Origin of the sequence: Streptococcus oralis, assembly GCF_001075675.1 — a bacterium.
GTDB classification, from domain to species: domain Bacteria; phylum Bacillota; class Bacilli; order Lactobacillales; family Streptococcaceae; genus Streptococcus; species Streptococcus oralis_V.
Genome location: NZ_JUNW01000019.1, coordinates 70,725 through 94,315, shown reverse-complemented (window position 1 = coordinate 94,315; position 23,591 = coordinate 70,725). Strand labels below are relative to the sequence as shown.

Annotated in this window: 21 protein-coding genes; 3 read left to right on the top strand and 18 right to left on the bottom strand. The window is 40.7% G+C overall.

The window, feature by feature from the left end:
- Positions 1-35 precede the first annotated feature (35 nt).
- The 4 genes from addA to ADM50_RS02820 form a co-directional block, all read right to left on the bottom strand.
- The gene (gene addA / locus ADM50_RS02835) at positions 36-3,689 is read right to left on the bottom strand and encodes a helicase-exonuclease AddAB subunit AddA (RefSeq protein WP_049484458.1); all 3,654 of its coding nucleotides are present in this window, start codon (positions 3,687-3,689) and stop codon (positions 36-38) included.
- Positions 3,686-6,961 (bottom strand): ATP-dependent nuclease subunit B, encoded by a 3,276-nt coding sequence (gene rexB / locus ADM50_RS02830; protein ID WP_049484457.1) that lies wholly within the window; start codon positions 6,959-6,961, stop codon positions 3,686-3,688. The genes addA and rexB overlap by 4 nt, the downstream gene beginning before the upstream one ends.
- 106 nt (positions 6,962-7,067) lie before the next feature.
- The gene (locus ADM50_RS02825; RefSeq protein WP_049484456.1) at positions 7,068-7,487 is read right to left on the bottom strand and encodes an EVE domain-containing protein; all 420 of its coding nucleotides are present in this window, start codon (positions 7,485-7,487) and stop codon (positions 7,068-7,070) included.
- Positions 7,480-7,941 carry a MarR family winged helix-turn-helix transcriptional regulator gene (locus ADM50_RS02820; protein ID WP_049484455.1) on the bottom strand — a complete coding sequence of 154 codons (462 nt, stop codon included), beginning with the start codon at positions 7,939-7,941 and terminating at the stop codon, positions 7,480-7,482. Before ADM50_RS02820 ends, ADM50_RS02825 begins: the two co-directional genes overlap by 8 nt.
- A 146-nt stretch (positions 7,942-8,087) precedes the next feature.
- On the opposite strand from ADM50_RS02820, the gene ADM50_RS02815 reads away from it, so the two are divergent.
- From ADM50_RS02815 to ADM50_RS02805, 3 genes are all read left to right on the top strand, one after another.
- Positions 8,088-8,897, top strand: coding sequence for a Cof-type HAD-IIB family hydrolase (locus ADM50_RS02815; RefSeq protein ID WP_049484454.1), 810 nt, complete (start codon positions 8,088-8,090; stop codon positions 8,895-8,897).
- A 142-nt stretch (positions 8,898-9,039) separates the two neighbouring features.
- Complete coding sequence (locus tag ADM50_RS02810) at positions 9,040-9,948, top strand: ATP-binding cassette domain-containing protein (protein ID WP_049484453.1); 909 nt, start codon at positions 9,040-9,042, stop codon at positions 9,946-9,948.
- Between the two features lie 10 nt (positions 9,949-9,958).
- Entirely contained in the window at positions 9,959-10,711 is a 753-nt protein-coding gene (locus ADM50_RS02805; RefSeq protein WP_049484452.1) for an ABC transporter permease, read from the top strand.
- 38 nt (positions 10,712-10,749) lie between these two features.
- On the opposite strand, the gene ADM50_RS02800 is transcribed toward ADM50_RS02805, so the two are convergent.
- The 14 genes from ADM50_RS02800 to ADM50_RS02735 all read right to left on the bottom strand — a co-directional run bounded on the left by ADM50_RS02800 (position 10,750) and on the right by ADM50_RS02735 (position 23,573).
- The gene (locus ADM50_RS02800) at positions 10,750-11,628 is read right to left on the bottom strand and encodes a sensor histidine kinase (protein WP_049484451.1); all 879 of its coding nucleotides are present in this window, start codon (positions 11,626-11,628) and stop codon (positions 10,750-10,752) included.
- On the bottom strand, positions 11,628-12,326 hold the full coding sequence (locus tag ADM50_RS02795; protein ID WP_049484450.1) for a response regulator transcription factor: 699 nt from the start codon (positions 12,324-12,326) through the stop codon (positions 11,628-11,630). The genes ADM50_RS02800 and ADM50_RS02795 overlap by 1 nt, the downstream gene beginning before the upstream one ends.
- A gap of 106 nt (positions 12,327-12,432) precedes the next feature.
- Positions 12,433-13,170 (bottom strand): TraX family protein, encoded by a 738-nt coding sequence (locus ADM50_RS02790; protein ID WP_049484449.1) that lies wholly within the window; start codon positions 13,168-13,170, stop codon positions 12,433-12,435.
- Between the two features lie 140 nt (positions 13,171-13,310).
- Positions 13,311-14,186, bottom strand: a complete 876-nt coding sequence (aguB, locus tag ADM50_RS02785) for an N-carbamoylputrescine amidase (protein ID WP_049484448.1) — start codon at positions 14,184-14,186, stop codon at positions 13,311-13,313.
- Positions 14,187-14,195: 9 nt separating this feature from the next.
- A complete protein-coding gene (gene aguA / locus ADM50_RS02780; RefSeq protein ID WP_049484447.1) occupies positions 14,196-15,281 on the bottom strand; it encodes an agmatine deiminase in 1,086 nt (361 codons plus the stop codon).
- Positions 15,278-16,405: a carboxynorspermidine decarboxylase gene (nspC, locus tag ADM50_RS02775; protein WP_049484446.1), complete on the bottom strand. Its 1,128-nt coding sequence runs from the start codon at positions 16,403-16,405 to the stop codon at positions 15,278-15,280. Before nspC ends, aguA begins: the two co-directional genes overlap by 4 nt.
- Entirely contained in the window at positions 16,405-17,664 is a 1,260-nt protein-coding gene (locus ADM50_RS02770; RefSeq protein WP_049484445.1) for a saccharopine dehydrogenase family protein, read from the bottom strand. The genes nspC and ADM50_RS02770 overlap by 1 nt, the downstream gene beginning before the upstream one ends.
- Complete coding sequence (gene speE, locus ADM50_RS02765; protein WP_000366713.1) at positions 17,661-18,521, bottom strand: polyamine aminopropyltransferase; 861 nt, start codon at positions 18,519-18,521, stop codon at positions 17,661-17,663. The genes ADM50_RS02770 and speE overlap by 4 nt, the downstream gene beginning before the upstream one ends.
- On the bottom strand, positions 18,522-19,982 hold the full coding sequence (locus tag ADM50_RS02760) for an aminotransferase class I/II-fold pyridoxal phosphate-dependent enzyme (RefSeq protein WP_049484444.1): 1,461 nt from the start codon (positions 19,980-19,982) through the stop codon (positions 18,522-18,524).
- Between the two features lie 622 nt (positions 19,983-20,604).
- Positions 20,605-21,159, bottom strand: a complete 555-nt coding sequence (locus ADM50_RS02755) for a hypothetical protein (protein ID WP_049484443.1) — start codon at positions 21,157-21,159, stop codon at positions 20,605-20,607.
- A 190-nt stretch (positions 21,160-21,349) separates the two neighbouring features.
- The gene (locus ADM50_RS02750; protein WP_049484442.1) at positions 21,350-22,063 is read right to left on the bottom strand and encodes an alpha/beta hydrolase; all 714 of its coding nucleotides are present in this window, start codon (positions 22,061-22,063) and stop codon (positions 21,350-21,352) included.
- Positions 22,064-22,066: 3 nt separating this feature from the next.
- Positions 22,067-22,378, bottom strand: a complete 312-nt coding sequence (locus ADM50_RS02745) for a hypothetical protein (protein WP_049484441.1) — start codon at positions 22,376-22,378, stop codon at positions 22,067-22,069.
- A 115-nt stretch (positions 22,379-22,493) separates the two neighbouring features.
- Positions 22,494-22,676 carry a hypothetical protein gene (locus ADM50_RS02740; protein WP_049484440.1) on the bottom strand — a complete coding sequence of 61 codons (183 nt, stop codon included), beginning with the start codon at positions 22,674-22,676 and terminating at the stop codon, positions 22,494-22,496.
- 21 nt (positions 22,677-22,697) lie between these two features.
- Entirely contained in the window at positions 22,698-23,573 is an 876-nt protein-coding gene (locus ADM50_RS02735; RefSeq protein WP_049484439.1) for a DUF4300 family protein, read from the bottom strand.
- Positions 23,574-23,591 lie beyond the last annotated feature (18 nt).

Genomic DNA, 23,591 nt, shown 5'->3' with positions numbered 1-23,591 from the left:
TGACGTGGTTTGAAGAGATTTTCGAAGAGTATAAATTATACTTTTACAACTTGAACCTTGTCTTTGCCGAGTAAAATCAAGTATTTTTCAATGTTTTCTATCGAATAAGCTCGTGATAAGGCCTCACCGTATAGGGCTAACTGACCACGATAACGCTCTATGAGTTGACTTGGTTCATCGTAACGGTCTGTCTTATAGTCGAAAAGAATAATTCTGTCCTCGTAAACTAGATAGCCGTCCAAGATCCCACGAACAACAAAGTCTTCCTGACTCTTTTGGTCGCGTTTGAGCATGGAGAAAGGTTGCTCGCGGTAGAGATGGCCGGTATTAGCGAGAATTTCCTGACCAAGTGGTGTTTCGAAGAAGGCGAGAATTTTAGAAAGATTGATCTTGTCTCTTACAGCTGGACTAGTCTGAACTTGTTTGAGAGTTTCTGTCAGGCTAGCAAGGGTTGGTTGCTGACTAAGGTCCATTCTCTGCATGAGTTCGTGAGTGGCACTACCAATCTCAGCTCCAGTTACCTTTTCTTTAGTTGAAAAATCTGGTAAATCAAAGCAGATTTTCTTCTCAGTTGATTGAGTTTGACCAGCAATTTGTACCCCTTCCATATCCATAACGGGTTCGTAGAATTTCTTGATTTGGCTTGGGGTTTGAACACTTGGTAGTTCAATGGCTGCGCGGTGAAGAGTATTATAAACTTCCACCTCTTTCAGCATTTCCAAAGCTTCTTTGATAGTTTCTGACTGGCGATTGTCTGCTTGAGAGCTATCTTGGAGAGGGCTCTTGTTTTCCAATTCTCCGATAGCTTCTCTGGTCAGCTGGTCTTCACCAATAAAACGATAGCTAAAGTTGAGATCTTCCTTGGCAAATACTTTACTGATAGCCCAGATCCAATCTTGAAAATTTCTTGCTTGCAGTCTGGTATTGCTATCTAATTTTCCATTGTTTGCTGCTGGGTATTCCTTGGCTTCTAGCTTTTCACGAGAGCCCTTACCGACAAGATAAAGCTTTCTCTCGGCTCGCGTCATGGCAACATACAGCAGACGCATCTGCTCTGAATAGCTAGCCAATTGCAGTTCTTTCTCATTCTGCGTATAAGTTAGGCTAGGAATGGAGAGTTTGAGGGTTTTAGGATAGTGTGCTTCCACTGCTCCTGTTTCCACTTTGGCAATGTATTTGACACCAAGCCCATTTTGACGACTGAGAATAACTTCTGACATCGAGTCTTGCTTGTTGAAGTCCTGATCCATGTTGAGGATAAAGACGTAAGGAAATTCCAATCCTTTGCTCTTGTGAATGGTCATAAGTTCCACGGCATCTTTAGGCGGTGCGACGGCTACGCTTGCGAGATCGTGCTGGGCTTCTAGGACTTGGTCAATCATACGTATAAAACGCGACAAGCCCTTGAAATTACTCTTTTCAAACTGGTCAGCACGTAGCGCTAGGGCATAGAGATTGGCCTGTCTAGCAGGTCCGTTCGGCAAAGCCCCAACATAGTCATAATAAAAACGGTCGTTGTAAATCTTCCAAATCAAGTCATAGAGAGAGTGAGTTTTGGTATATAAGCGCCAAGAATCCAAAATATCCATGAATTGATTTAGTTTTTCAGCTAGAGCTGTATGAATTAACTCTTTCTGGTTTGTTACCAGTTTTTGAGCATTGACCAGTTTCTCATAGAGATTTTCTTGGACCTTATCTTCTACTTTCTGAAGGGACAAGCGTGCCAACTCGTCCTCGTCAAAACTAAACATAGGAGACTTCATCAGAGCAACCAAGGCATAGTCTTGCAGGGGATTGTGAATGACACGCAGTGTGTCCAGCATAACTTGTACTTCTAGGGATTGGAGGTAATTGTTTTGCTCACCGTCGGTTTTAACTGGAATTCCGTACTCAGACAGGGCAAGTAGAATCTGGTCATTTCGACTGCGACTGGAAGTCAAAAGGGCTATTTCTTTAAAGGTAACGCCTTTTTCCTGATGAAGCTTCAGGATTTCCTTGATGACCAGACGCATTTCCCCAGTGAGTTTCGTTTCTGTTTGGCTCTCTTCCTCCTCTTGCCCGCTGTCTCCCTTATCGTAGAGGAGAAATTCTGCCTTGTTGTCTGGATTGGGAGTCAGTTTGGTATTGGCAAAAACAAGCTGGTGCATACTGTCATAGTTGATTTCGCCGGCCTCTTGGTCCATAAGGCGTGCAAAAATATCATTGGTTGCTGACAGCACTTCTGAACTGCTACGGAAATTTTCCTTGAGGAGTATCAACTTACCCTCTTTAGGATTTTGCGCATAGCGTTGAAATTTTTCATTGAAAATTTGGGGATCTGCCTGACGGAAACGGTAGATGGACTGCTTGATATCTCCCACCATAAAGCGATTGTGACCATTCGACAGCAATTCCAGCATTCGTTCTTGAATGTGGTTGGTATCCTGATACTCATCAACCATGACTTCGTGGAATCTCTCCTGATAAGCCTCGCGGACTTGTGGGAAATTCTCTAAAATTTCAATGGTGAAATGACTGATATCAGCGAATTCAAAGGCATTTTCTTGGCGTTTACATTCACGATAAGCCTCCACAAAATCACTCATAAAGGTTTGGAAGGTTTTAGCTAGCTCCCAAGTATCTTCATGATAACGTTCTTGATAGTCGAGAATGGTTATCTGGTCCGCCAGTTGTCCTAGTTTAGCAAACTTGGCCTTTCTCTCATCGTTATAGGCATCAGCCAGTGGCTTCAAATCAGCCTTACGACTGGAGTTAGCTAGAGATCGACCATTTTTCTCCTTAGAGATGGCGATAATACGCGCAAGCACAGCTTGATAAGCCTGGCTATCGGACTCTTGATTTAAGGAGCCAATTTCATCCAGAACCAGCTGCACATTTTCTAAATAGGCAGCTTTTGGAAACTCATTGGCATCGTTATCCAGATGATAACGGAAGAAACTTTCCAAGTCCCAAAGCGCCTGCTTTATTTGCTCAGTTAGTTTGTCTTTTTCAATTACAAAGTCAGCTGTTTCAAATCCTTTGAGGAAAGAGTTACTCAACCATTTTTGTGGACTGCTGGTGGATTGAAGAAAATCATAGATTTTGTAGACTTGCTGGCGCAGACCTCGTTCATCCTTACCTCGTCCAGCAAAGTTCTTGACCAAGCGACTAAAGTTTTCTTTATTTTCACCTTGGTAATGGGCTTCAAAAACCTGATGAAAAACTTCGTTTTTTAAGAGTAACTGTTCACTTTCATTTTGTAGAATACGGAAATTCGGTGCGATATCAATCAGATAGCCATGTTTGCCAAGGAATTTTTGTGTGAAAGAGTCCATGGTTCCGATGGCAGCGTTTGGCAGGTCTGCCAACTGACGTCCCAAGTGTTGTTTGAGATCAACATCGTTACTTTCTTGGATTTGTTGGCTAATTTTTTTCTCCAAACGTTCCTTAAGCTCTGTAGCAGCCTTGACGGTAAAGGTTGAGATAAAGAGTTGGCTGATTTCCACGCCACGCGCCAATTGATCCAGAATACGCTCTGCCATGACAAAGGTCTTCCCTGAACCAGCAGACGCTGAAACAAGAATATTCTGCCCTGCCGTATAAATGGCTTCGATTTGCTCAGCTGTTTTCTTCTGTTCCTTGCTCGAACTCGCTTCTGCTTCTTGCAGTTTTTGAATCTCTTCCTCAGTTAAAAAGGAAATGGGCTTCATCGATTCAACTCCTCTCTCATTTTCTCAAACCAAGCTTGCTTGAGTTTTTCTCCGACCAGACGCTTGCCGTCAGCTACTTCTAACTTTTCTAGGAAACGGGCTTGTCCCAAGTGGTAATTGGCTTCAAATCCAGTGATGGCTTGGTGTTGCTGGACATACGGGGCAATACTTCTGCCGTTTTCTGTGTATGGATTAATGGCAAAATGGCCTTCTAAAATCTTCTCAGCTGCCTTCTTGTAAAGATGGGCATTGTAGTCCAATAAGAGCTGGAATTCCTCGTCTGTCAGCTGATTGGCCTTGTTTTTGTTATAAAATTCGCCCAAATGACTGCTTTCTTTTTCTAAAAAGAGTCCTTGGTATTTCATTGATTTGCTGGCTTCTGCTACTGCTCCTGCCAGACTTTTAACAGCTAATAAAGATTGGACAGGCTCAGCCATTTCCAAGTACATGGCACCGAAAAAGTTCTGCTCCCCTTCTCTTTTTAGGGCAGCAAGATAGGTTGGCAGCTGGGAATTAAGGCCATTAAAGAAATTCGGAAACTGGAACTGAGTCAGACTAGACTTGTAGTCCACCACTCCTAGCGCTCCATCAGCTTTCAAACGATCGATTCGGTCAACCTTGCCTCGCACATGGACACTGCGACCATTATCCAATTGAATAAAGGCCTGATCTTTACCACCAAATGTTGCTTCCTCTTGGATGGTTTCGATAGCTGGATTATGACGAAGGATGTGGCCAGTTGTCCGAGCCACATCAAGCAGAACTTCCTTGGTAAATTGGGCTTCCAAACTTTCTTGATAAATGGCTTCAAATTCCCGTTCTTGACTAGTTTCTTGAATAGCTTGTTCCAAGCGTTGGTCAAATGGATTTTCAGCAGGTAGTTTCAAGGCACGTTCAAAAATACGATGCAAAAAATTCCCATGACTGCGAGCATCAGGACGAAGGCGCAATTCTTCCTGCAAACCTAAGACATAACGGAGGAAATAACTGTATTCATTGCGGTAAAACTCCGTCAAACCAGAGGTAGACAGGTAAAACTCCTTGTCAGCTGGATAAAGTGCCTGCAAGGTCTCTTTCTCTAATGGTTTGCTACTTGGACTAGTTGGGAGTGCAGGATTTGTAAGACCTTTCTGATCAAGTTTTTTCCCCATCACACGCGCTAGAACCTTGACAAAGGTCACATCTTGCTCATTTTCACTAGAACCTGCCTGCTGATGATAGGCAACAAGGCTAGACAGGAGACTATGATATGACCCCATATCATCCTTAGACAGACCTTTGTAATGAATCTTCTTCTCTATCCGGCTATATCCAAAACTCACCAGTTCCTGAAGATAGGCCGATTCCTTGCTCTCATTTTCATTAAGAAGACTTGGTGCTGACAACACCAACTGCTTACGGGCGGCATTGACTAAAGAAAGCATGGTATAGCGATTTTTCTTGAGATTTTCGCTACTTGCAATCAGTAATTGCGCTCCCTCTTCAGTCGCTTGGTTTAGGCTTTGTCTTTCTTCGTCTGTCAAAAGACTGGTGTTTTGCGCAATTTTTGGCAAATGATCCTGAGTCAGCCCAATGGCATAGACAAAATCAGCCGTTAAGGGCGCAATCAAATCGTAACTCTGTACCAGAACGGTGTCAACAGTTGCTGGAATGGTACGATACTGGGATAAGCTCATTCCAGAATGGAGCAAGGCTAGGAAATCCTCCAGGCTAACTTGTGAACCAGCAAAAACCGTCGCAAATTGTTCTAAAACATGGCAGAAAGCCTTCCAAACTTCGGTTTGCCTCTCCTGTTCTAGAGTTTCCATAGTAGCTGTCAATTCTTGCACCTGCTTGCTTAAAGTAGCATTTTTTAGAAAAGTATTCCACTTTTGCAAGAGATTTTCAGTCTTTTTCTTCCGACTGGCAAATAAGGTTTCAAGTGGCGCCAAAACGCGCAGACGAAGAGCATTTAAACGCTCTAAATCAAATTTTCCGTGGTGAGATTTTGTGAAGATCTGCTGAAAAGCTGGCAAGCCATTGATACCAAGATAGCGGAGATATTGCTCAAAAGCATCAATATCCGCTTGGCTAAGGTCAGTATACAGACCAGTTCTGAGGAGATTAATCAAATCTTCCTGACGGAAACGGTAACGTTTCAAACGCAAAATAGATTCGACATACTGAGTCAAGGGATGATGAGCCATGGATTCACTTCTACCAAGATAGAAAGGAATCTGGTACTGGTCAAAAATAGTTTTCAGTGATAGCTGGTAAGATGACACATCCCCCAGCAGAATACGGAAATTCTTGTAACTCAGTTCTGGATGGTCATGTAATTTCTGACGAATGCTACGGGCTACTAATTCCAGCTCTTCTTTTTGCGTCAAACAAGACCAGATTTGCAGATTTTCACGGTCTTTCTCATCGATATCCAAGGTGAGTTCTGAAAAGTCATAAGAGGACTCCAGCAAACGAGAAGCCTTGTCAAAACTATCCATTTTCTCATGTGTCTGAGAACGATCCTGAGCAGGTGTTTGGTATTTTGCCCCCAAATGATGAAGAAATTCCACACTGGCTTGGTAGAGATTCCCTTCAGTGAACGGACTGGTATAGGCTTTCTTGCTTGCATAAGCCCCAATAACAATCTCAGCACCTTTTCGATGAAGTAGATCCACTACGCGCTCTTCCTCGGCAGAAAAACGGGTAAAGCCATCAATAACCAAGGCAATCTGACTGAAATCACTACTTACCTTATCATTCTCAATAGCCTCAATCAATTGAGACAACTGACTCTCCTGAGCCAACTGACCTTGATTGAGATAGGCTGTTACTTTCTCAAAAATCAAGAGTAAATCTGCTCGTTTATCCTCATCCGTCAAACTTTCCAAGTCCAAAAAGCTCATCTGAGCAGTCGTCATCTCATGATAAAGTTCAATCAACTGCTGGATAAATTGAGGATCCTGCTTAATTGCACCATAAACACGTAAGTCCTTGGGATCGAGTTCCGCAAGGCACATATAAAAAGCCATCCCAAGCCCGATGTCATCAAGACTGGTCTTGGCAGGCAAATCATTTAAAACCAGGTAACGAGCCATTTGAGCGAAACGGGTAACGGTAATCGCAAAAGAAGCCTGCTGGGACAAGCATTCCAGCACGGCGCGTTCCTTTTCAAATGAAAGAGAGTTGGGGGCGATGTAGAAAACCCGCTTGTCTGCAGCAACTAGCTCTTCCGCCTCTCTCGTTAAAATTTCAGTCAAAGAAGTCCGAATATCAGTATAAAGTAATTTCATCTCAGCCTCGTTTGGTTTATCAAAGTTTCTTACTCTATTATAGCAAAGTTCGCTTCACAGTCCAAATCCAAAATTCTTGTTGATAATCATTTAACTAGCAAATCAATCATGCTTCATCATCCACTTTCATATGCTGAAAGATATAGAGGAAAAAGTCTTTGGAAACTTCAAAATGTCCATAACGAAGTCGAGAAGTATAGTCTCTCCATTCAGGATGTTGTCTGGCTATTTCTATAGAACAATCTTTGACTGGCAGATAATACTCGACATTTCGTCTAAAGGGAAAGAATCCTTCAAATTGCTCTACTTGATAGGCTTTGTCATCTATAATTTTACCTACGGCCACAAAAGCCTGTAACTTATCTTGACCATTCATATCGTATTTTGGACTATAGTATAAAAGATAGTCACCTTTTTTCATACGGTTTAAGGGGCCGCCCTTTCCATGACAGACCTGACAAAAATTTCCCTCAACTCCTCTTAAAACATGGTTCTTTGAAACAACTCCAACCCAATATCTAGGCATTTTTTTCCTCCAACTCTACCAACATGCGATTAAAAACTTCTCTATCGTTAGATAGTTTTTCAAAAAATTCTTCATCAACACCTTCTACTAAAGGTAAAGCTTGATTGACCTTCTCCGCGCCAGACTTCGTCACTGAGACAAGTTTTGCCCGACTATCCTTTGGATGTTGATCACGTCTAATGTAGTCCTTCTTCTCCAGTAGTCTAACAATCTGGGAAACCGTCATGACATCCATACCAGTGAACCGAGCGATATCAACTTGCGTTACATATTTTTCTCTATTAGACAAAAACAAGAGCGAGGTTAAAACGATAAATTGAGGCAAAGTAAGACCAACCGATTTCAAAACTCTTTTTAAATTGCTTTCCCACTTGTTGTAGACTTTGATGAAAAGAAGGCCTGTAGATTCTGTTTCATCATTTTTGTAAATTGAATTAAAGTGATACTTTGACATTTTTTCTCCTTAAATATTAAGTATACATATTATATAAGAATTTATTTTGTTTTTCAAGAAAAGGAAAGTAAAATGTTACAATTCTGTCAGACATTTTATAGTCTATATGCTATAATAAAAGCAAAACACCTAGAAAAGGAAGTCTTATGATTAAACTACTTGCCTTGGATATGGACGGAACCCTCCTTAACGAAGCCAAGGAAATCCCACAAGCCCACATCACTGCCATTCATCAGGCCGTTGAAAAAGGTGTCAAACTGGTTCTCTGTACAGGTCGCCCGCTTTTCGGGGTTCTTCCTTATTACAAAAAACTGAATCTTGATCTCCAGAATGAGTATGTCATTGTCAATAACGGTTGCTCAACCCACCAGACCAGTGACTGGAGTCTAGTTGACTGGCAAGAACTCAGTCCAGCAGATATTGAATACCTCTATGACCTAGCTGAAAAAAGCGACGTCCAGCTAACTCTTTTTGATGAAGAACATTATTTTGTCCTCGGTGGTAAGCCTAATCAAATCGTTCAAAATGATGCCAAACTTGTTTTTTCAGACCTGACTGAAATTTCCCTTGAGGAAGCTACCAGTGGTAAGTATCGCATGTTCCAAGGCATGTTTTTAGGCACCAAAGAGCAAACAGACGATTTTGAGCAGCGGTTTGCCAAGGAACTCTGCCAACGATTCAGTGGTGTTCGTTCGCAGCCTGTCATTTATGAAGCCATGCCACTTGGAACTACCAAGGCTACTGCACTTTCTCGACTAGCTGCGATTTTGAAGATCGAGCCCTCAGAAATTATGGCCATGGGTGATGCTAATAACGATATCGAAATGCTCCAGTTTGCAGGGCTTGGTATTGCTATGGGAAATGCTAGTGATCATGTCAAATCCCTTGCTAATGACGTCACAGCCAGTAACGAAGAAGATGGCGTCGCGCGTGCGATTGAGAAGTATATTTTATAGTAAAAAAGCCCAGTTTATGTCAACTGGGTTTTGTTTCTTTTAAGAATTACAAAACTTTAGAAACTCTTTAGAATTACTTGATGTTTCTTTGACTTCTATACCTTATACTAAAGTTAGAAAAATAAATCAAAAGGAGAAAATCATGAAAACAGTACTCGAAATTCATGGACTGACCAAACAATTCGGCCAACAAGCTATTCTTCAAGATCTTAGTCTAACCATAAAAGAGGGAGATATTTATGGTCTAATTGGAAAAAATGGAGCAGGTAAAACCACTCTTATCAAAATCATTACACAATTATTGTTTGCGGACAAAGGTACAATTTCTCTCTTTTCTAGCAAAGAACAAAATGAGTGGACCAAGGCTTTATCTCGAGTGGGTTCTGTTATCGAATCACCTGTAGCCCATAATCACTTAACAGCTTATCAAAACCTTAAATATTATTGTATGATACGTCATATTCCAAATGCTGATAAGGTGATTCATGAAACCTTAGACTATGTTGGTTTGTCAGATACAGGAAAAAAAGTCTTTCGTGATTTCTCACTAGGAATGAAACAAAGACTTGGCATCGCCATTGCCCTCCTATCAAAACCCGACTTCCTGATTCTTGATGAACCTATTAATGGTCTCGATCCGATTGGAATCAAAGAATTTCGTCTCATGATCCAGCGACTCAATCAAGAAAAAGGCATAACCATCCTCATATCTAGCCATATCTTATCAGAACTCTATCTCCTAGCTAATCGCTTTGGAATTCTGGATCAAGGTAAGATTATCCGTGAAATCAGTAAAGCTGAGTTTGAAACACTGAGTGAGGATTATATTGTGCTTAAAACAAGCGACAAAGAAAGAGCTTGTCAGGTATTGAAAGAACAAATCCAGCTCCAGTTTAAGGTTGTCAATCCTGAAAATGAAATCCATATCTTTGGTAATGAACAAGATGTCAAACAGATTCTTAAGCAACTAACTTTGTCCGATGTTGCTATTGATGAGATTTACTTTGCCCGTCAAAACCTAGAAGAATACTTCACCCAATTGGTAGAATAGGAGAAAAATCATGATACATACCATTCAAGCAGATTTTTACCGTCTTTTCCGCTCCAAAGGATTCTGGATTACAGAATTCATTCTCTTTGTACTTATGTTACTGGGTGCCACTATCGGGGCTACAGGACATTTAATGTCAGTAAATACAACACCACCAGAGACTCCAACCCATGGTTGGAATGGTATAGAAGCTCTAATCAATGCGTCCAGCAATGGTTCAAACCTCGTTTTTCTCTGCATTGTTCTAGCATGTCTAGTTCTAGGAGTTGATCTAATCGGCAAGCTCTATAAAAATAGTTTGACTGTTGGCGTTTCTCGTACAGAGTTTTTCCTTGCTAAATCCTTTGTACTAGCAAGTATCGCTCTCTTACAGCTCATCGCTAGCCTTGTGATTGCTTTTGTTCCCTCAACTCTACTAAACGGACTTGGTACGATGCCTGATGGTTTTATTACAAACCTCCTCTTAACGATTTTCCTTCAATTTCTCTGCCTCCTTGCTTGGCTTTCGATTGTTTCCTTCATTCTCTATGTGACTCATTCTTATCTTGCCGCATTTATTGGCTATCTAGTTACCTCTATCATCCTTTCTACGCCAATGCTTGTTTTCCCAGACATTGAAATTCTACGATATTTAATTCTAGATTTTGCCTATGCTATGACTACTAACAGTCAAGCTATTCTCTATACCATCACGGTTTGCGTAACAGTCATACTTTTCTTCTCTTTCAGTGGACTGACTATTTTCAAAAAGAAAAGCTTATAAAAAGGACCTCCTCTAGGATATAGAGGAGGTTTCTTCTGTTAAAGATAAATAAAGACTGAAAACCATTCTCCATCAGTGGCTAGCTTCATTTCCGCTCCAAGAAGATGAACCAATTCCTCAGTAATATAGAGACCTAAACCAGAGGATTCTTCAGTATCTGACATATTTTCAGAATAAAAACGATTGCTGAGATTGTCTATATTCTTGATAGATTTTTTGACAAGATTATCAATTTCCAAAACAAGCCTATTTTCTTCCTTTTTCAAAGAAAGTCGAGCCTTCTCCTTGCCGTGCTTGAGAACATTTCCCAGGAGGTTTTGTATAATTCGATCAAGCAAGTCCTCATCAGTCGTCGTTTTCAATCCTGGTTCAACATTAAAATCAAGAACAATATGTGAAGATTGAAAAACGTCGTAATAAGCTAAAGTCTTTTTCGTTATAAAAGTTGATAAATCAAGTTCTTCCAGTTTCGGTTTGACTGCTCCTTCCATCAAATGACGGTATTCAAGGAGGGCCTCCAAACGTTTGGAAACCAAATCCTGATGATGGGCTATTTTATTTAAGGTTTCTGAACTATTATCGGGGTGTTTTATTAGTTGCTGAGTATATCCTGAAGCGATTGTCAAAGGTGTCCGAATATCATGAGCAATGTTACTGATTGCCATATCTAGGGTGCGTTTTTCACGCTTCATGATTAGTTGGTTTTGCTCCACTTCCTGAAATAGATTCTCAATTTGGTTATGTAGTCGCAAAATGGTCTTTGAAAAGAAATTTACACCGATCCTCTTCATGCTACCAGAGCGAATCTTTTCTTCGATTTGTCTGCTTAAATCTCTAATTGCTATATGATAGCGAATCAAAGAAATCGCCAAAATAATGTTAGTAAGGAGTAATATTGATATCAAAATGTAATTCATTACTTATCTCCTTTTAATCGAACACCAACTCCCCAAATGGTTTCAATGTACTCGTGATTGGGATCCAGTTGATGTAGTTTCTTACGGAGATTGCTTAGATGAGTGTTGAGCGTATTGTCTCCAGGCAGGTAACTTTCTTCCCAAATCAATTCATAGAGTTCTTCTTTGGTGAAGATTTTTTTAGGATGCTGGAGCAACATTTGGAGAATCTGACACTCTTTCTTTGCAAGGCGAATGGTTTCAGTTGCGTTACTTATTTCAAAACTATCCGCATCGAACTGGATATTTTTAAAGTTTTGTACGAGGTTATCAATTTCTCTTCGATCTTCTGACTGATGTTCACCACTTTGGCGTAATTGCACGGTGACTCTGGCAAAGACTTCGTCCAAATCAAAAGGTTTTACTATGTAATCATTGGCACCATCTAATAGGTACTGGCTGATAAGCTTTTTATCACTCAAAGCAGTGAGCATAATGACTGGAGTCTGGCTAGTTTGTCGAATAGCTTGCAAGACTTGGTCGCCATTTTTCCCAGGGAGCATGATATCTAGCAAGACGAGATCGATGCCACCTTTGTCAAATTGCATGATACCTTCTGTCCCAGAAAATGCTTGAATCACCTCGTGTTCCTCTGCAAGAAGGGTTCTTAAAATTTCCTGGATTTCATTATTATCTTCAATTACAAGTATGCTCGCCATAAACCTCGTCCTTTCTAAAACTATTATAACATGTTTTGTTGGGAATTCCAGATACAGAAAAGCTCCTCTCACATTTTAAGCAAGAAGGAGCTAATGGATATTGAATCTACTTAACCAAATAGGCAATCAAGGCTATAATCCATAGATGAGCTGGGTAGAAAATGTAAAAGAAATATTTACTCCAACTAGTTTCTTTTCCTCGCTGTCCATTATACAAGGCCATAAAAGGTAATACGGTGATAAAGAGCCAGTCAGAATTGAAAAGCATCATTTCCAGTGTTTGGTGCCAAGTGTCGTAAATTTGGATGGAAGTCACTAACAAGAACGCCCACAGAAAGGCATATAGGAGATTTCGCAATCCCTTACGATTTCGGCAAGAGTAACTAATCAAGAGAAATGGTAGCATGGTGATACCACCCTCAGTAAAAAGACAACCGAAAATCAAGAGACCAGCAAGCCCAATCCGACGCCACAACTTCTCCTTTTTATCCAACTCTTTTCTGGGAAAACCAATCCAAAGCATGGTGACACCGATGGCCAAAGTCAAGAAAATATTATTAGTAACCATTACACCCTTAGAGGTAAAAAGAGTATTGAGAAGGCTATTTCCAGCAAACATGATCAGCGCACAACTCCAAAGACGGATGAGGTAGTTTTTCAGATTTCGAGTATGGATGAAGCCTTCCATAGCCATATAGGAAAACCAAACTCCCACACAACGGGTCAAGGCGTGAAAGATACCTTCCCACAAAGGAGAAACGATTCCGGTAATATGCGGAATATGGTCTAGAACCATTACTGCCGCCATCAGATACTTCAACTGTGTCGCATTCCATTTTTTCATAATAAACCTCTTTCTTTTTGATCTACATAGAGTATAGCATACATTTCTACGCATAATCGTACACCCATCTTACATTTAAAAAGCCTATCTTACATTTTTGTAAGACAGGCTTTTTAAATGTTTATTATGAAATTTACCTTCTAGTCGGTAATCCGTTGGTACATTTCGGGTCTTCTATCACGAAACAGTCCCCAGTTGAGGCGTTCACTTGCTCCCTTGTCAAGGTCATAAGTGGCTAACAGAACAGCTTCACCTTGTCTATCAGCTTTCTCTAAAATAGCTCCTGTTTCATCCGTCATAAAGGACGAACCGTAGAAGTCAAGACTGGAACTTTGTCCACCATTCTCCTCACTAGGAGTGACTTCTTCCAAACCGTAACGATTGGCTGCAATGACTGGGACAATATTAGCTGCTGCGTGGCCTTGCATAGTACGTTGCCAATGTCCACAACTATCTGTATCCAAAATTGGCTCTGAACCGATAGCTGTAGGATAAAAGAGTAATTCAGCACCATTCAATGCAAGACAGCGCGCTGTTTCGGGGAACCATTGATCCCAACAGATACCGATCCCAATTTTAGCGTAACGAGTACCCCAGACCTTGAAACCAGAGTTACCTGGCGTAAAATAAAACTTTTCTTGATAATAATGATCATCTGGTATGTGGGTCTTCCGATAGACGCCCAGCACTTCTCCATCAGCATCAATGACGGCGATTGAGTTGTACAAGACATTGCCATCTTTTTCGTAGAAACTAATCGGCAGAACAACATTTAGTTCCTTAGCAATTACTTTAAAATGCTGAATGGCTGTATTTTCTGTCACTGACTGGGCATATTGGTAGTAGTCATACTGGCGTTCCTGGCAGAAATAGGGACGTTCAAACAACTCGGGTAAGAGAATGATTTGTGCGCCTTGTTCTGCAGCCTGACGTACTAGACGTTCCGCTGTTTGAATATTTGTTGCCACATCCTTGCCACATTGCATCTGGATCGCTGCAACTCTAACATTTCTCATCTTTTTCTCCTATTCTGGGATTTGTTGGGTGATACAGTGGATATTGCCACCACCTAAGAGAATATCTCTGGCTGGTATTCCTACGACTTTACGGTCTGGAAAACACTTGCTGAGGATATCTAGGGCAACTTGGTCGTTTTTATCTTGAAATTGGGGAACAAGGACAGCCTTGTTGGCAATATAGAAATTGACATAGGAAGCCGCAAGACGTTCACCCGCATAGCGCTCTTCTTCCCCTTCTTCATAGGTGTATCCTGGCAAATCCTCTTCGGTTACAACTTGACGAATAGCTGGGATAGGAAGCTTATGAATGGTGAAGGTACGCCCTTTTGCATCCGTTTCTTTTTCTAAAAGCTCAAGGTCAGCTGCAGACATGGCATACTGAGGATCGTTTTGATCATCTGTCCAAGCCAAGACAAGCTCTGCAGGACCAACAAAGGCTGCAACATTGTCAACGTGTTCATTGGTTTCGTCCTGATAAATACCATAAGGAAGCCAGACAACTTTTTCAGCGCCAAGGCTCTCTAATAAGGTGTTTTCAATTTGCTCTTTAGACAGGTGGGGATTGCGTCCAGGACTGAGTAAGCAACTTTCAGTCACAAGAATGGTTCCTTGACCATCGCTGTGTATCGCTCCACCTTCTAGTACAAAAGGTTTAGCATTGTAAACAGGTATCTCTAAGAGTTTTGCAAAGTGACTGGCTACTTGGTCATCATCTTCATAATCTTGATAAAGACCATCGACAGCACCACCCCAGGCATTAAAAGACCAATCGACTGCCAATTTTTCTCTTTTATCATTGACAAGAATAGTCGGACCCGTATCACGCGCCCAGGCATCATTAGTAGGAATATCTAAATAAACAACCTTGTCTCCTAGATAGGATTGGGCTTCAGATAGATGGTCCTGCTCCACCAAAATATAGACTCTTTCCCCTTCTGCTATGGTCTTGATAATATGGCTAAATGCTTTTTTTGCAACCTTTCCTTGAAAAGGCCATGAACCTGGTCGAGTCGGCCATATCATGAGGGTGCCATGATGGGGTTCGTACTCTGCTGGCATACGATAACCTGCTTTTTTCGGAGTTTCTATCATGATAATCTCCCTTTAAAGTCTTGATAGCCAAAGGCTTTGACTAAGCTGCAGTCACCCTGCTCGTCCATAAGATAGAGACTTGGCAATCCAATACCGTTAAAGGTATTATTTTTGACAAAGGAATAGATTGCCATGTCTTCAAAGTAAAGTCTATCACCGATTTGGACTGGATTTTCAAAACTATAATCACCAATCACATCACCCGTCAGACAGGTATTAGAAGAAAGCCTATAAGTATGGGCTTTTTCACACGCATCAAATCCGTTTCTCAAAGGTGGTCGATAGGGCATCTCAAGTACATCTGGCATATGGCAGGTCGCGGAGGCATCTAAAACCAAAATATCCATACCGTTTTCGACAATGTCCAATACTTCAGTTGCTAGATAACCCGCATTGAGCGCAATAGCTTCACCCGGCTCTATATAGACCTCAAGACTGTAAGTTTCTCGGATACGCTTAATTTCAGAAATCAGTAAGTCCACATCATAGTCTTCTCTTGTGATATGGTGTCCGCCACCCATATTGAGCCATTTGACCTCATGTAAATAAGGACCAAATTGCGCTTCTACTGCTTTCAAAGTTGTCTCTAAATCATCTGAACCTTGCTCGCAAAGGGTATGAAAATGAAGTCCGTCTACTAAATCCAACAAATCACTAGGAATCTTGTCTGAAGTCACTCCAAAACGAGAGCCAGGAGCACAAGGGTCATAGAGCGCGTGGTCACCCTGCGTTGAACATTGAGGGTTGATACGCAAACCAACGCTTATACCAGCTTCACGACAGGTTTGACCATATTTTCGTAGTTGTCTCTCTGAGTTAAATACAATATGATCAGATATTTGCAGTAGCTCTTCCATATCTGCTTCCTTGAAAGCTGGCGCAAATACATGGACTTCTCCAGGGAACTCCTCTCTAGCTAACTTTGCCTCATAGAGACCACTTGCAGTTGTACCAGATAGGTACTGGCTAATCAAGGGATAGGTTTTGTAGAGGGAATATGCCTTCTGGGCTAGTAAAACCTTGCAACCAGCTTCTTCTTGTACATATTGCAAAATGCGGCAGTTGGCTTCTAACTTTGCCAAGTCAATGACGTAAGCTGGTGTGGGTACTTGTTCTAGCTTCATTAGTCCACCATTTGTGGGTTTTCTACCACAACCCATGGCAATCCGTACTCATTCAAAGCTTCCATGAATGGATCTGGATCTAATTCTTCAAGGTTATAAACTCCAGGTTGTTTCCAAGTACCGTTCATAACCAATTTTGTCCCAATCATAGCTGGAACGCCTGTTGTGTAAGAAATAGCTTGTGAACCAACTTCTGCGTAACATTCCTGATGGTCGCAAACATTGTAGATGTAGATGGTCTTTTCAACACCGTCTTTGACACCTGTAAAGATACATCCGATATTAGTTTTTCCAACAGTGCGCGGGCCAAGGCTGGCAGGATCTGGGAGTAAGGCTTTCAAGAATTGGATTGGAACGATTTCCTGGCCGTTAAAGTTAATGGTATCCGTACGAAGGAGCCCTACGTTTTCCAAGCATTTCATGTGCGTTAGATAAGATTGCCCAAAGGTCATAAAGAAACGAATCCGTTTGACACCAGGAATGTTTTTCGCCAATGATTCAATTTCTTCATGGTGAAGGAGATACATGTCTTTTTGTCCAACTTGAGGGAAATCATACTCACGCTTGATAGACATAGCTTCAACTTCGATCCATTTTCCATCTTCCCAGTAAGAACCTGGCGCAGAAACCTCGCGGAGATTGATTTCTGGGTTAAAGTTTGTCGCAAATGGATAACCGTGGTCACCACCATTACAGTCTAAAATATCGATATAGTGGATTTCGTCAAAGTAATGTTTGAGTGCATAAGCTGAAAAGACGCTGGTTACCCCTGGGTCAAAACCAGAACCAAGCAGAGCGGTCAAGCCTGCTTCTTTGAATTTCTCCTGATAAGCCCACTGCCATGAATAATCAAAGTAGGCTGTAAAACCAAGTTCCTTGCAGCGTTTTTCGTAGATGGCACGCCACTCAGGATCTTCTGTATCCTCTGCCTCGTAGTTAGCTGTGTCGATATAGTGAACTCCAGTCGCTAAACAAGCATCCATAATGGTCAAATCTTGGTATGGTAAAGCTACGTTCAAAACAGCTTCTGGCTTGTAGCTTTCAATCAAAGCAATCACTTCTTCAACCTTGTCAGCATCAAGAGCGGCTGTCTCAATCTTAGTATTTGTTTTACCTTCTAATTTAGCCTTTAAGTCATCACATTTTGACTTGGTACGGCTAGCAATCATAATCTCTGTGAAGGTTTCGCTATCTTGGCAAATCTTTGAAATAGCAACTTGGGCAACGCCCCCACATCCAATAACTAGTAAACGACTCATTTTTTTCCTTCCTCTTCTTCTAAAATGTCCTCAACATACTTGGGCAACATAAAGGCCCCCACATGTAAGTTTGCAGTGTAGTATTCTGTGAAAAGCTGGCGTTTTTTCCAGCCTTCCTTGTCAAAATCTTTGACAGGGTGGTATTTTTTCGATGCAAATCCAAACAACCAATAACCAGCAGGACTGGTCGGAATATGAGCCTGATAAACCCGACTGATTGGAAATGCTTGATTGACCTTGCGGTGCATGCTTCGGCAAGCTGACTCATCCTCGTCAAAGAAGGGACTCCCATGCTGATAGATCATGATACCGTCCTCTTTCAAAGCTCTGTAGCTGTTCCCGTAAAATTCCTTGGTAAAAAGCCCTTCTGTATGTCCGAATGGATCTGTCGCATCGTTGATGATAATATCGTAGTCATCTTCACAGTTTCGTAAAAAGCGTAGCCCATTTTGGTAGTAAATGGTAACACGAGGATCATCTAGCCCTGCAGCAAAGTCTGGGAAATACTCACGACAGACTTCAACCAACATCTCATCCGGTTCCACAATATCGATTTGTTCCAGTTCAGGATAGAGTGTTAATACTTGGGCAACACCCCCGTCACCACCCCCAATAACCAATACTTTCTTTGGATTTGGGTGGACAGCCATGGGTACGTGGACGGTCATTTCATTGTAAACAAAATCATCTGCATCTGAAAACAAGACATGGCCATTTAAGATCAATATCTTTCCAAAAGCTGGTGTATCTAATACCTCAATATCCTGCCACTCACTTTTTCCAGCATAGAGTTGCTTGGCTGTTCTCAGGGACAGTTTCACATCTGGAGTATGAACTTCAGAAAACCATAAATCCATCTAGTTCTCCTTTCTCTCAATGATGTTGATGTGATTGACTTCTGGATCTTCCGTCCCTTGGAGGGAGCAACCACGTTCCTTGGCGAATTGTATATAATCCACAATCTCTCGTGTAATCCGTTCACCTGGTGCTAGGATTGGTATCCCTGGAGGATAGCACATGACAAATTCCCCACAGACTTGTCCAACAGAATCATCCAAGGTTAAACTTTTTCTTTCTGAATAGAAGGCTTCTTGTGGAGACAGCACCAACTCGGGCTGGATATATTCTCCAGCAATCAAGTCCTTCCCATCTCGAGAATAGAGTCTCTTAATATCAGCCAAAGCACCGACTAAGCGCTCGATGTCTTGGATGCGGTCGCCAATGGAAATATAAGCTAAGATATTGCCAATATCACCAAACTCGATCTGAATGTCATATTCATCCCGTAAGAGATCATAAACTTCAATCCCTGTTAAACCAATCCCCTGAGTGTAGACTGATAACTTAGTCACGTCAAAATCACAAACCGAGACACCGTCTATTAACTCTTTTGAGTAGGCGTAGTAGCCACCGATGGCATTGATTTCACGACGAGCATACTCAGATAACTCAATAACTTTCTCAAAGGACTCTTTACCACGAAGGGCTAGGTTTCTACGAGAAACATCGAGACTTGCCATCAGCAGGTAAGATGCTGATGTAGACTGGGTCAGGTTGATAATCTGACGAACGTATTCAAGATTCATCTGCTCCCCGATAAGTAAAATGGAGCTTTGGGTCAGACTCCCACCAGACTTATGCATAGAGACCGCCGCCATATCAGCACCTGCATCCATAGCAGAAATTGGAAGTTTATCTGTAAAATGCAAATGCGCACCATGAGCTTCATCCACTAAAACTAGCATGCCCACTTCGTGAGCCATCTCTGTTAATCCTCTCAGATCCGAACAAATCCCATAGTAAGTAGGATTGTTGATTAGGATAGCTTTAGCATCTGGATGCTCCTTAATAGCTTGTTCAACACGGTTATTTTCAAGACCTAAAGCGATGCCGATTTTAGGATCCACACTCATCTCGATATAGATTGGAATGGCACCACATAAAACCAGCGCATTGATAGCAGATTTGTGGACATTTCGTGGCAGAATAATCTTATCTCCTGCCTTGCAGGTGGAAAGAATCATGGTTTGAACAGATGAAGTTGTTCCCCCAATCATGAGAAAGGCATGGGCTGCACCAAAAGCATCCGCAGCTAATTCCTCCGCATCCCGAATAATCGAAATAGGATGACCAAGATTATCCAAGGGTTTCATAGAATTGACATCAATGCCAACACATTTTTCTCCTAACAGTTCGACAAGTTCTGGATTTCCTCGTCCACGCTTGTGACCTGGCACATCAAAGGGGACAATCCTTTTCTTGCGTAGTTTGACCAAAGCCTCGTAAATTGGGGCTTGGTTTTGATCTAACTTCTTCAAGACATACTCCTTTACCGTATTTTTAGCACCTCAAGAAGATAAAGGCGACTAAAGGTTGACTTATGAAAAAAGAGCAGGTTTTCACCTGCTCTGCAATCTTCTGACGTGTGTATTTTGGTTTCTGTTGAGTATGTCTGTTCCTGATGTTTCCTAACTCTCTAGTAGCAAATATTACGTACTTTATTGATCGTTTCACAAGATGACGTGTGCTTTCACCACACTAAAATTTATGAATTAGGACAAGTGTCCTAACATCAACTTATAAAAGTAGGCTTTTAACCCTATCAATAATGTGGCTTTTCAACCACGCTTCGGCATTCAACCCTGCCTGTCCGTAGGCATTTTTTACTCGGGTTTATATTTGCTAGAAAACATCATCTCATTTTCTAAGCCTAATAACTATATCATGTTTATAAGAACTTGTAAAGGATTTTGTGAAACTTTTTTAAAGAATTTTGTTTTTTGTTCGCAAAATATTATTCAACAATAAAAAGAAATCGTTTTAAGTCGTTATCTGCATAAGAAAAAAGGAACTACAGACATTAACTACTTCAATAATTCTTAAAGTATAACTTGATATTGAAAATCAATTCTTTTCATCAGATTTCATAAATATTTCCAGCTAGGAAGTATGAATCAACTGCTCCAATTCTACTTCTGAAAGCTGTCCTTGATTGTAAAGTTTTCTAAGTAAGTCCTCATCTACGGTAATTGAATAGTAATCCGTCACAAACTCATGAAATTTCTCAAAACTGTCAAAGAAATAGGATAATAACCATTCGCCACCGTCCTGATCTTGATAGGTATTTTGATGTTCTTGACCGTCATACCAGATAAAGAAGGTTGTTTCATCTTTTTGCTCTTCTGAGTATAGGTTTTGATACTTTTCATCCAGTCCTCTATAAAATCCGTCTATGATGTCTTGATTCCACTCGTCAGCAGCAAATTGACTCAAACTGCTTTCATGATCAAAGCCCTTTATAAGGATCATTTTATCAGTGAAAATCACATCTAGAGAATCACCAGAACCATTGTTGATAAGGTAACGGAGTCCATAGCTTTCCTCAGTCTTAACGATCAATCGAAGCCAGGTCTCGTTTGGATCTGTTCGATACTCATCAATGACCAGCAAGGCATCTAAACGCGTCTTTATCTGGTTCCATTCAATTTTTCCCATCTCTTTAATCCTCCATCTTAACGTTTAAAATTTATTATTCTTACAAATTCTATAACCAATTTCTATCTATCCCGTCCGACTGTACTGTGGAATATTTCCTTCACCAGACAAATCATCAGGTGTACGATTTTTATTGAATCTGAGTAGACTGTAATCTTATATTAATTATCATAGTTCAATCAATCGTTCGCTAAGAATAAGAGAGCCACTCATTAATCAAAGAAGCAATTTCTTTAGGTGCTTGAGTATAAAGCTCATGATCAAAGTTATCTAGAAAAATAGTATCAAAATAGTCTGGCAATTCTTTTAGAGCCTCTTCTATCCATGCTACTTCATTAGGATATCGAGGACTAATAAACAAGGTATTTCCCACTTTTCTCTTAAACGCTTGTATTTTTCTCCGTAGCTGTAGTAACGTTTCTATATTTTCATAATTTATAGCTAACTCATATCTATTATACTGCACATTCCAATGATAGGAATGTCTTACAGCTTCTTCCATATTTTTTGACCAATGCTTTGCTTCAGATTTTTCTTTAGAAATAAGAATATCTATGTCAGAAAGGTTTTGAGACTTGATATAGTTTTTGGTTTCCTCTAACTCTGTATCTAAAGGTAAAATCTTATCTAAATCTAAATAGCCACCATCCAAAAGAATCAGTTTTTTCACTTCTTGAAATTCCGATGCGAAATAACGAGCCAAATCTCCTCCGAGAGAATGGCCTATCAGACAGATAGATTCTTCCCCAACTATCTCCTTTTTAAACCATGATTTCAACTCTATTTCATCTCTAAAATACTTTTCATATGGATTTATAAAACAAGCAATCGAGTCTAGCTCTTGAAGAAAATCCTTGCTATGACAGACATTACTTCCCAAACCGCCAATAAAATATATTTTCATTCTCTAATTAATACTATGCTTATTCATCTTTTGTTCAAAGATAGTCGTGATAATCTGACGCAATTCTTCACGTTCTTTTTCTGGGATTTCACCACTTGTTTGGGCTGCAGCGTAGAGTTCAGGGTGTTCAATTGAAATGCGTTTAATAGTACGTGTTGTAGCATGTTTTCTGACAAAAAAAGGGATGCGCTTAATCAAGTCTTGTGGGACAAGCGCAAGAATTTTCTCAGCAGTTTCCTTGTCACTAATCTTAGACGTAGTCAGCCCTTTCTTAATCATTTCCTGTTCTTTTTCTGTAAAATCTTTTAATTCCATCATCCCTCTCCTATCTAGAAATCACTCTATATTAAATTATATACCAATATTAGACAAACTACAAAGAAGAGGCCTAAAAAAGTACAAATTGCCTACTGCTACAGAAATCTCCTCCTTATTTCTCATTCTCATCCTCTGTCACTTCCCAGACTTCTGACTGATACCCCTCACCATCTATATCATAGCGCTGAGTATAACCAATAAATCTTTTCTTTTTATTTGCCTTACCAGGCTTGAGAATGTTTACAGCCCAGAATCCGATAAGAATGACAACTAAAAGCGCTATTACAGACTCCATATTGCTTCTCCCTTGCCTATCTTAATAACCTTCAACCCACTTTTCATTATCCATGATAAAAGGCTTAGCCAGTCCATCACCTGTATAATCCGCATATTTGGTGGATAGATATTTGTAACAATCTTCCTTGCTCGCAAACTTAATAGCTTGATAGGGCTCTTCAAAAGTCAGTTTCTCTACAAATAAGAAACCCTCATCAGCTGGCACTAAAACACCAACGTGCCCGACAAAAAGATACTCTCCATCCAAATTGTCATGCAATACAACAGACAACATTCGAGCTTTATCATGGAATTGAAACTGAGAGAAGAATTTCTCCATCTTCTGCGCGTGAACTTTTACATCCGTCGTTGCTTCCGTCTCCACTCTAGAAAATAGAATATCAAACTCTTCCTTATCTTTCGCATCAAATACTTTTCCCTTATCGATAGCATCGTTATCCACAAAAAGTAGCTGATCATTCTTTTCAAGTTTTGGGATCGTGACTGAATTTTTCAAGAGCGCATAGCTATTGATACGGCAGTTGGTTCCGACAAAGTCACCCTTTTTTTGATTCCAAAGATTGCTGATTTTCTCTACGTCGTATTCTGTCTTCGTAAAGGAGGCAAAATCACCACTTAAGCCAGTAGAGCCGACTGTCGCATTATAGGCGGTGACAAGATTGAAAAATGCATCAACACTATTTGGGTCCAAGTGAGCTGATAAGAGAGATTTGACCTCTTCGGTACTGACTTGACCGTTTAGATTGGAATATGAAGCCGTCCAAGGAACTTTATCTGAACTGGTCTGTGTCTGATTTGCAGCTTCAGTGCTCGTATTATTTTGCTGACAAGCAGCCAAGCCAAGAAATAAGGGCAAACACAGTCCCAAGGCTACTACTTTTCTCGTTCGTTTCATGCAATTCTCCTTCTAGAC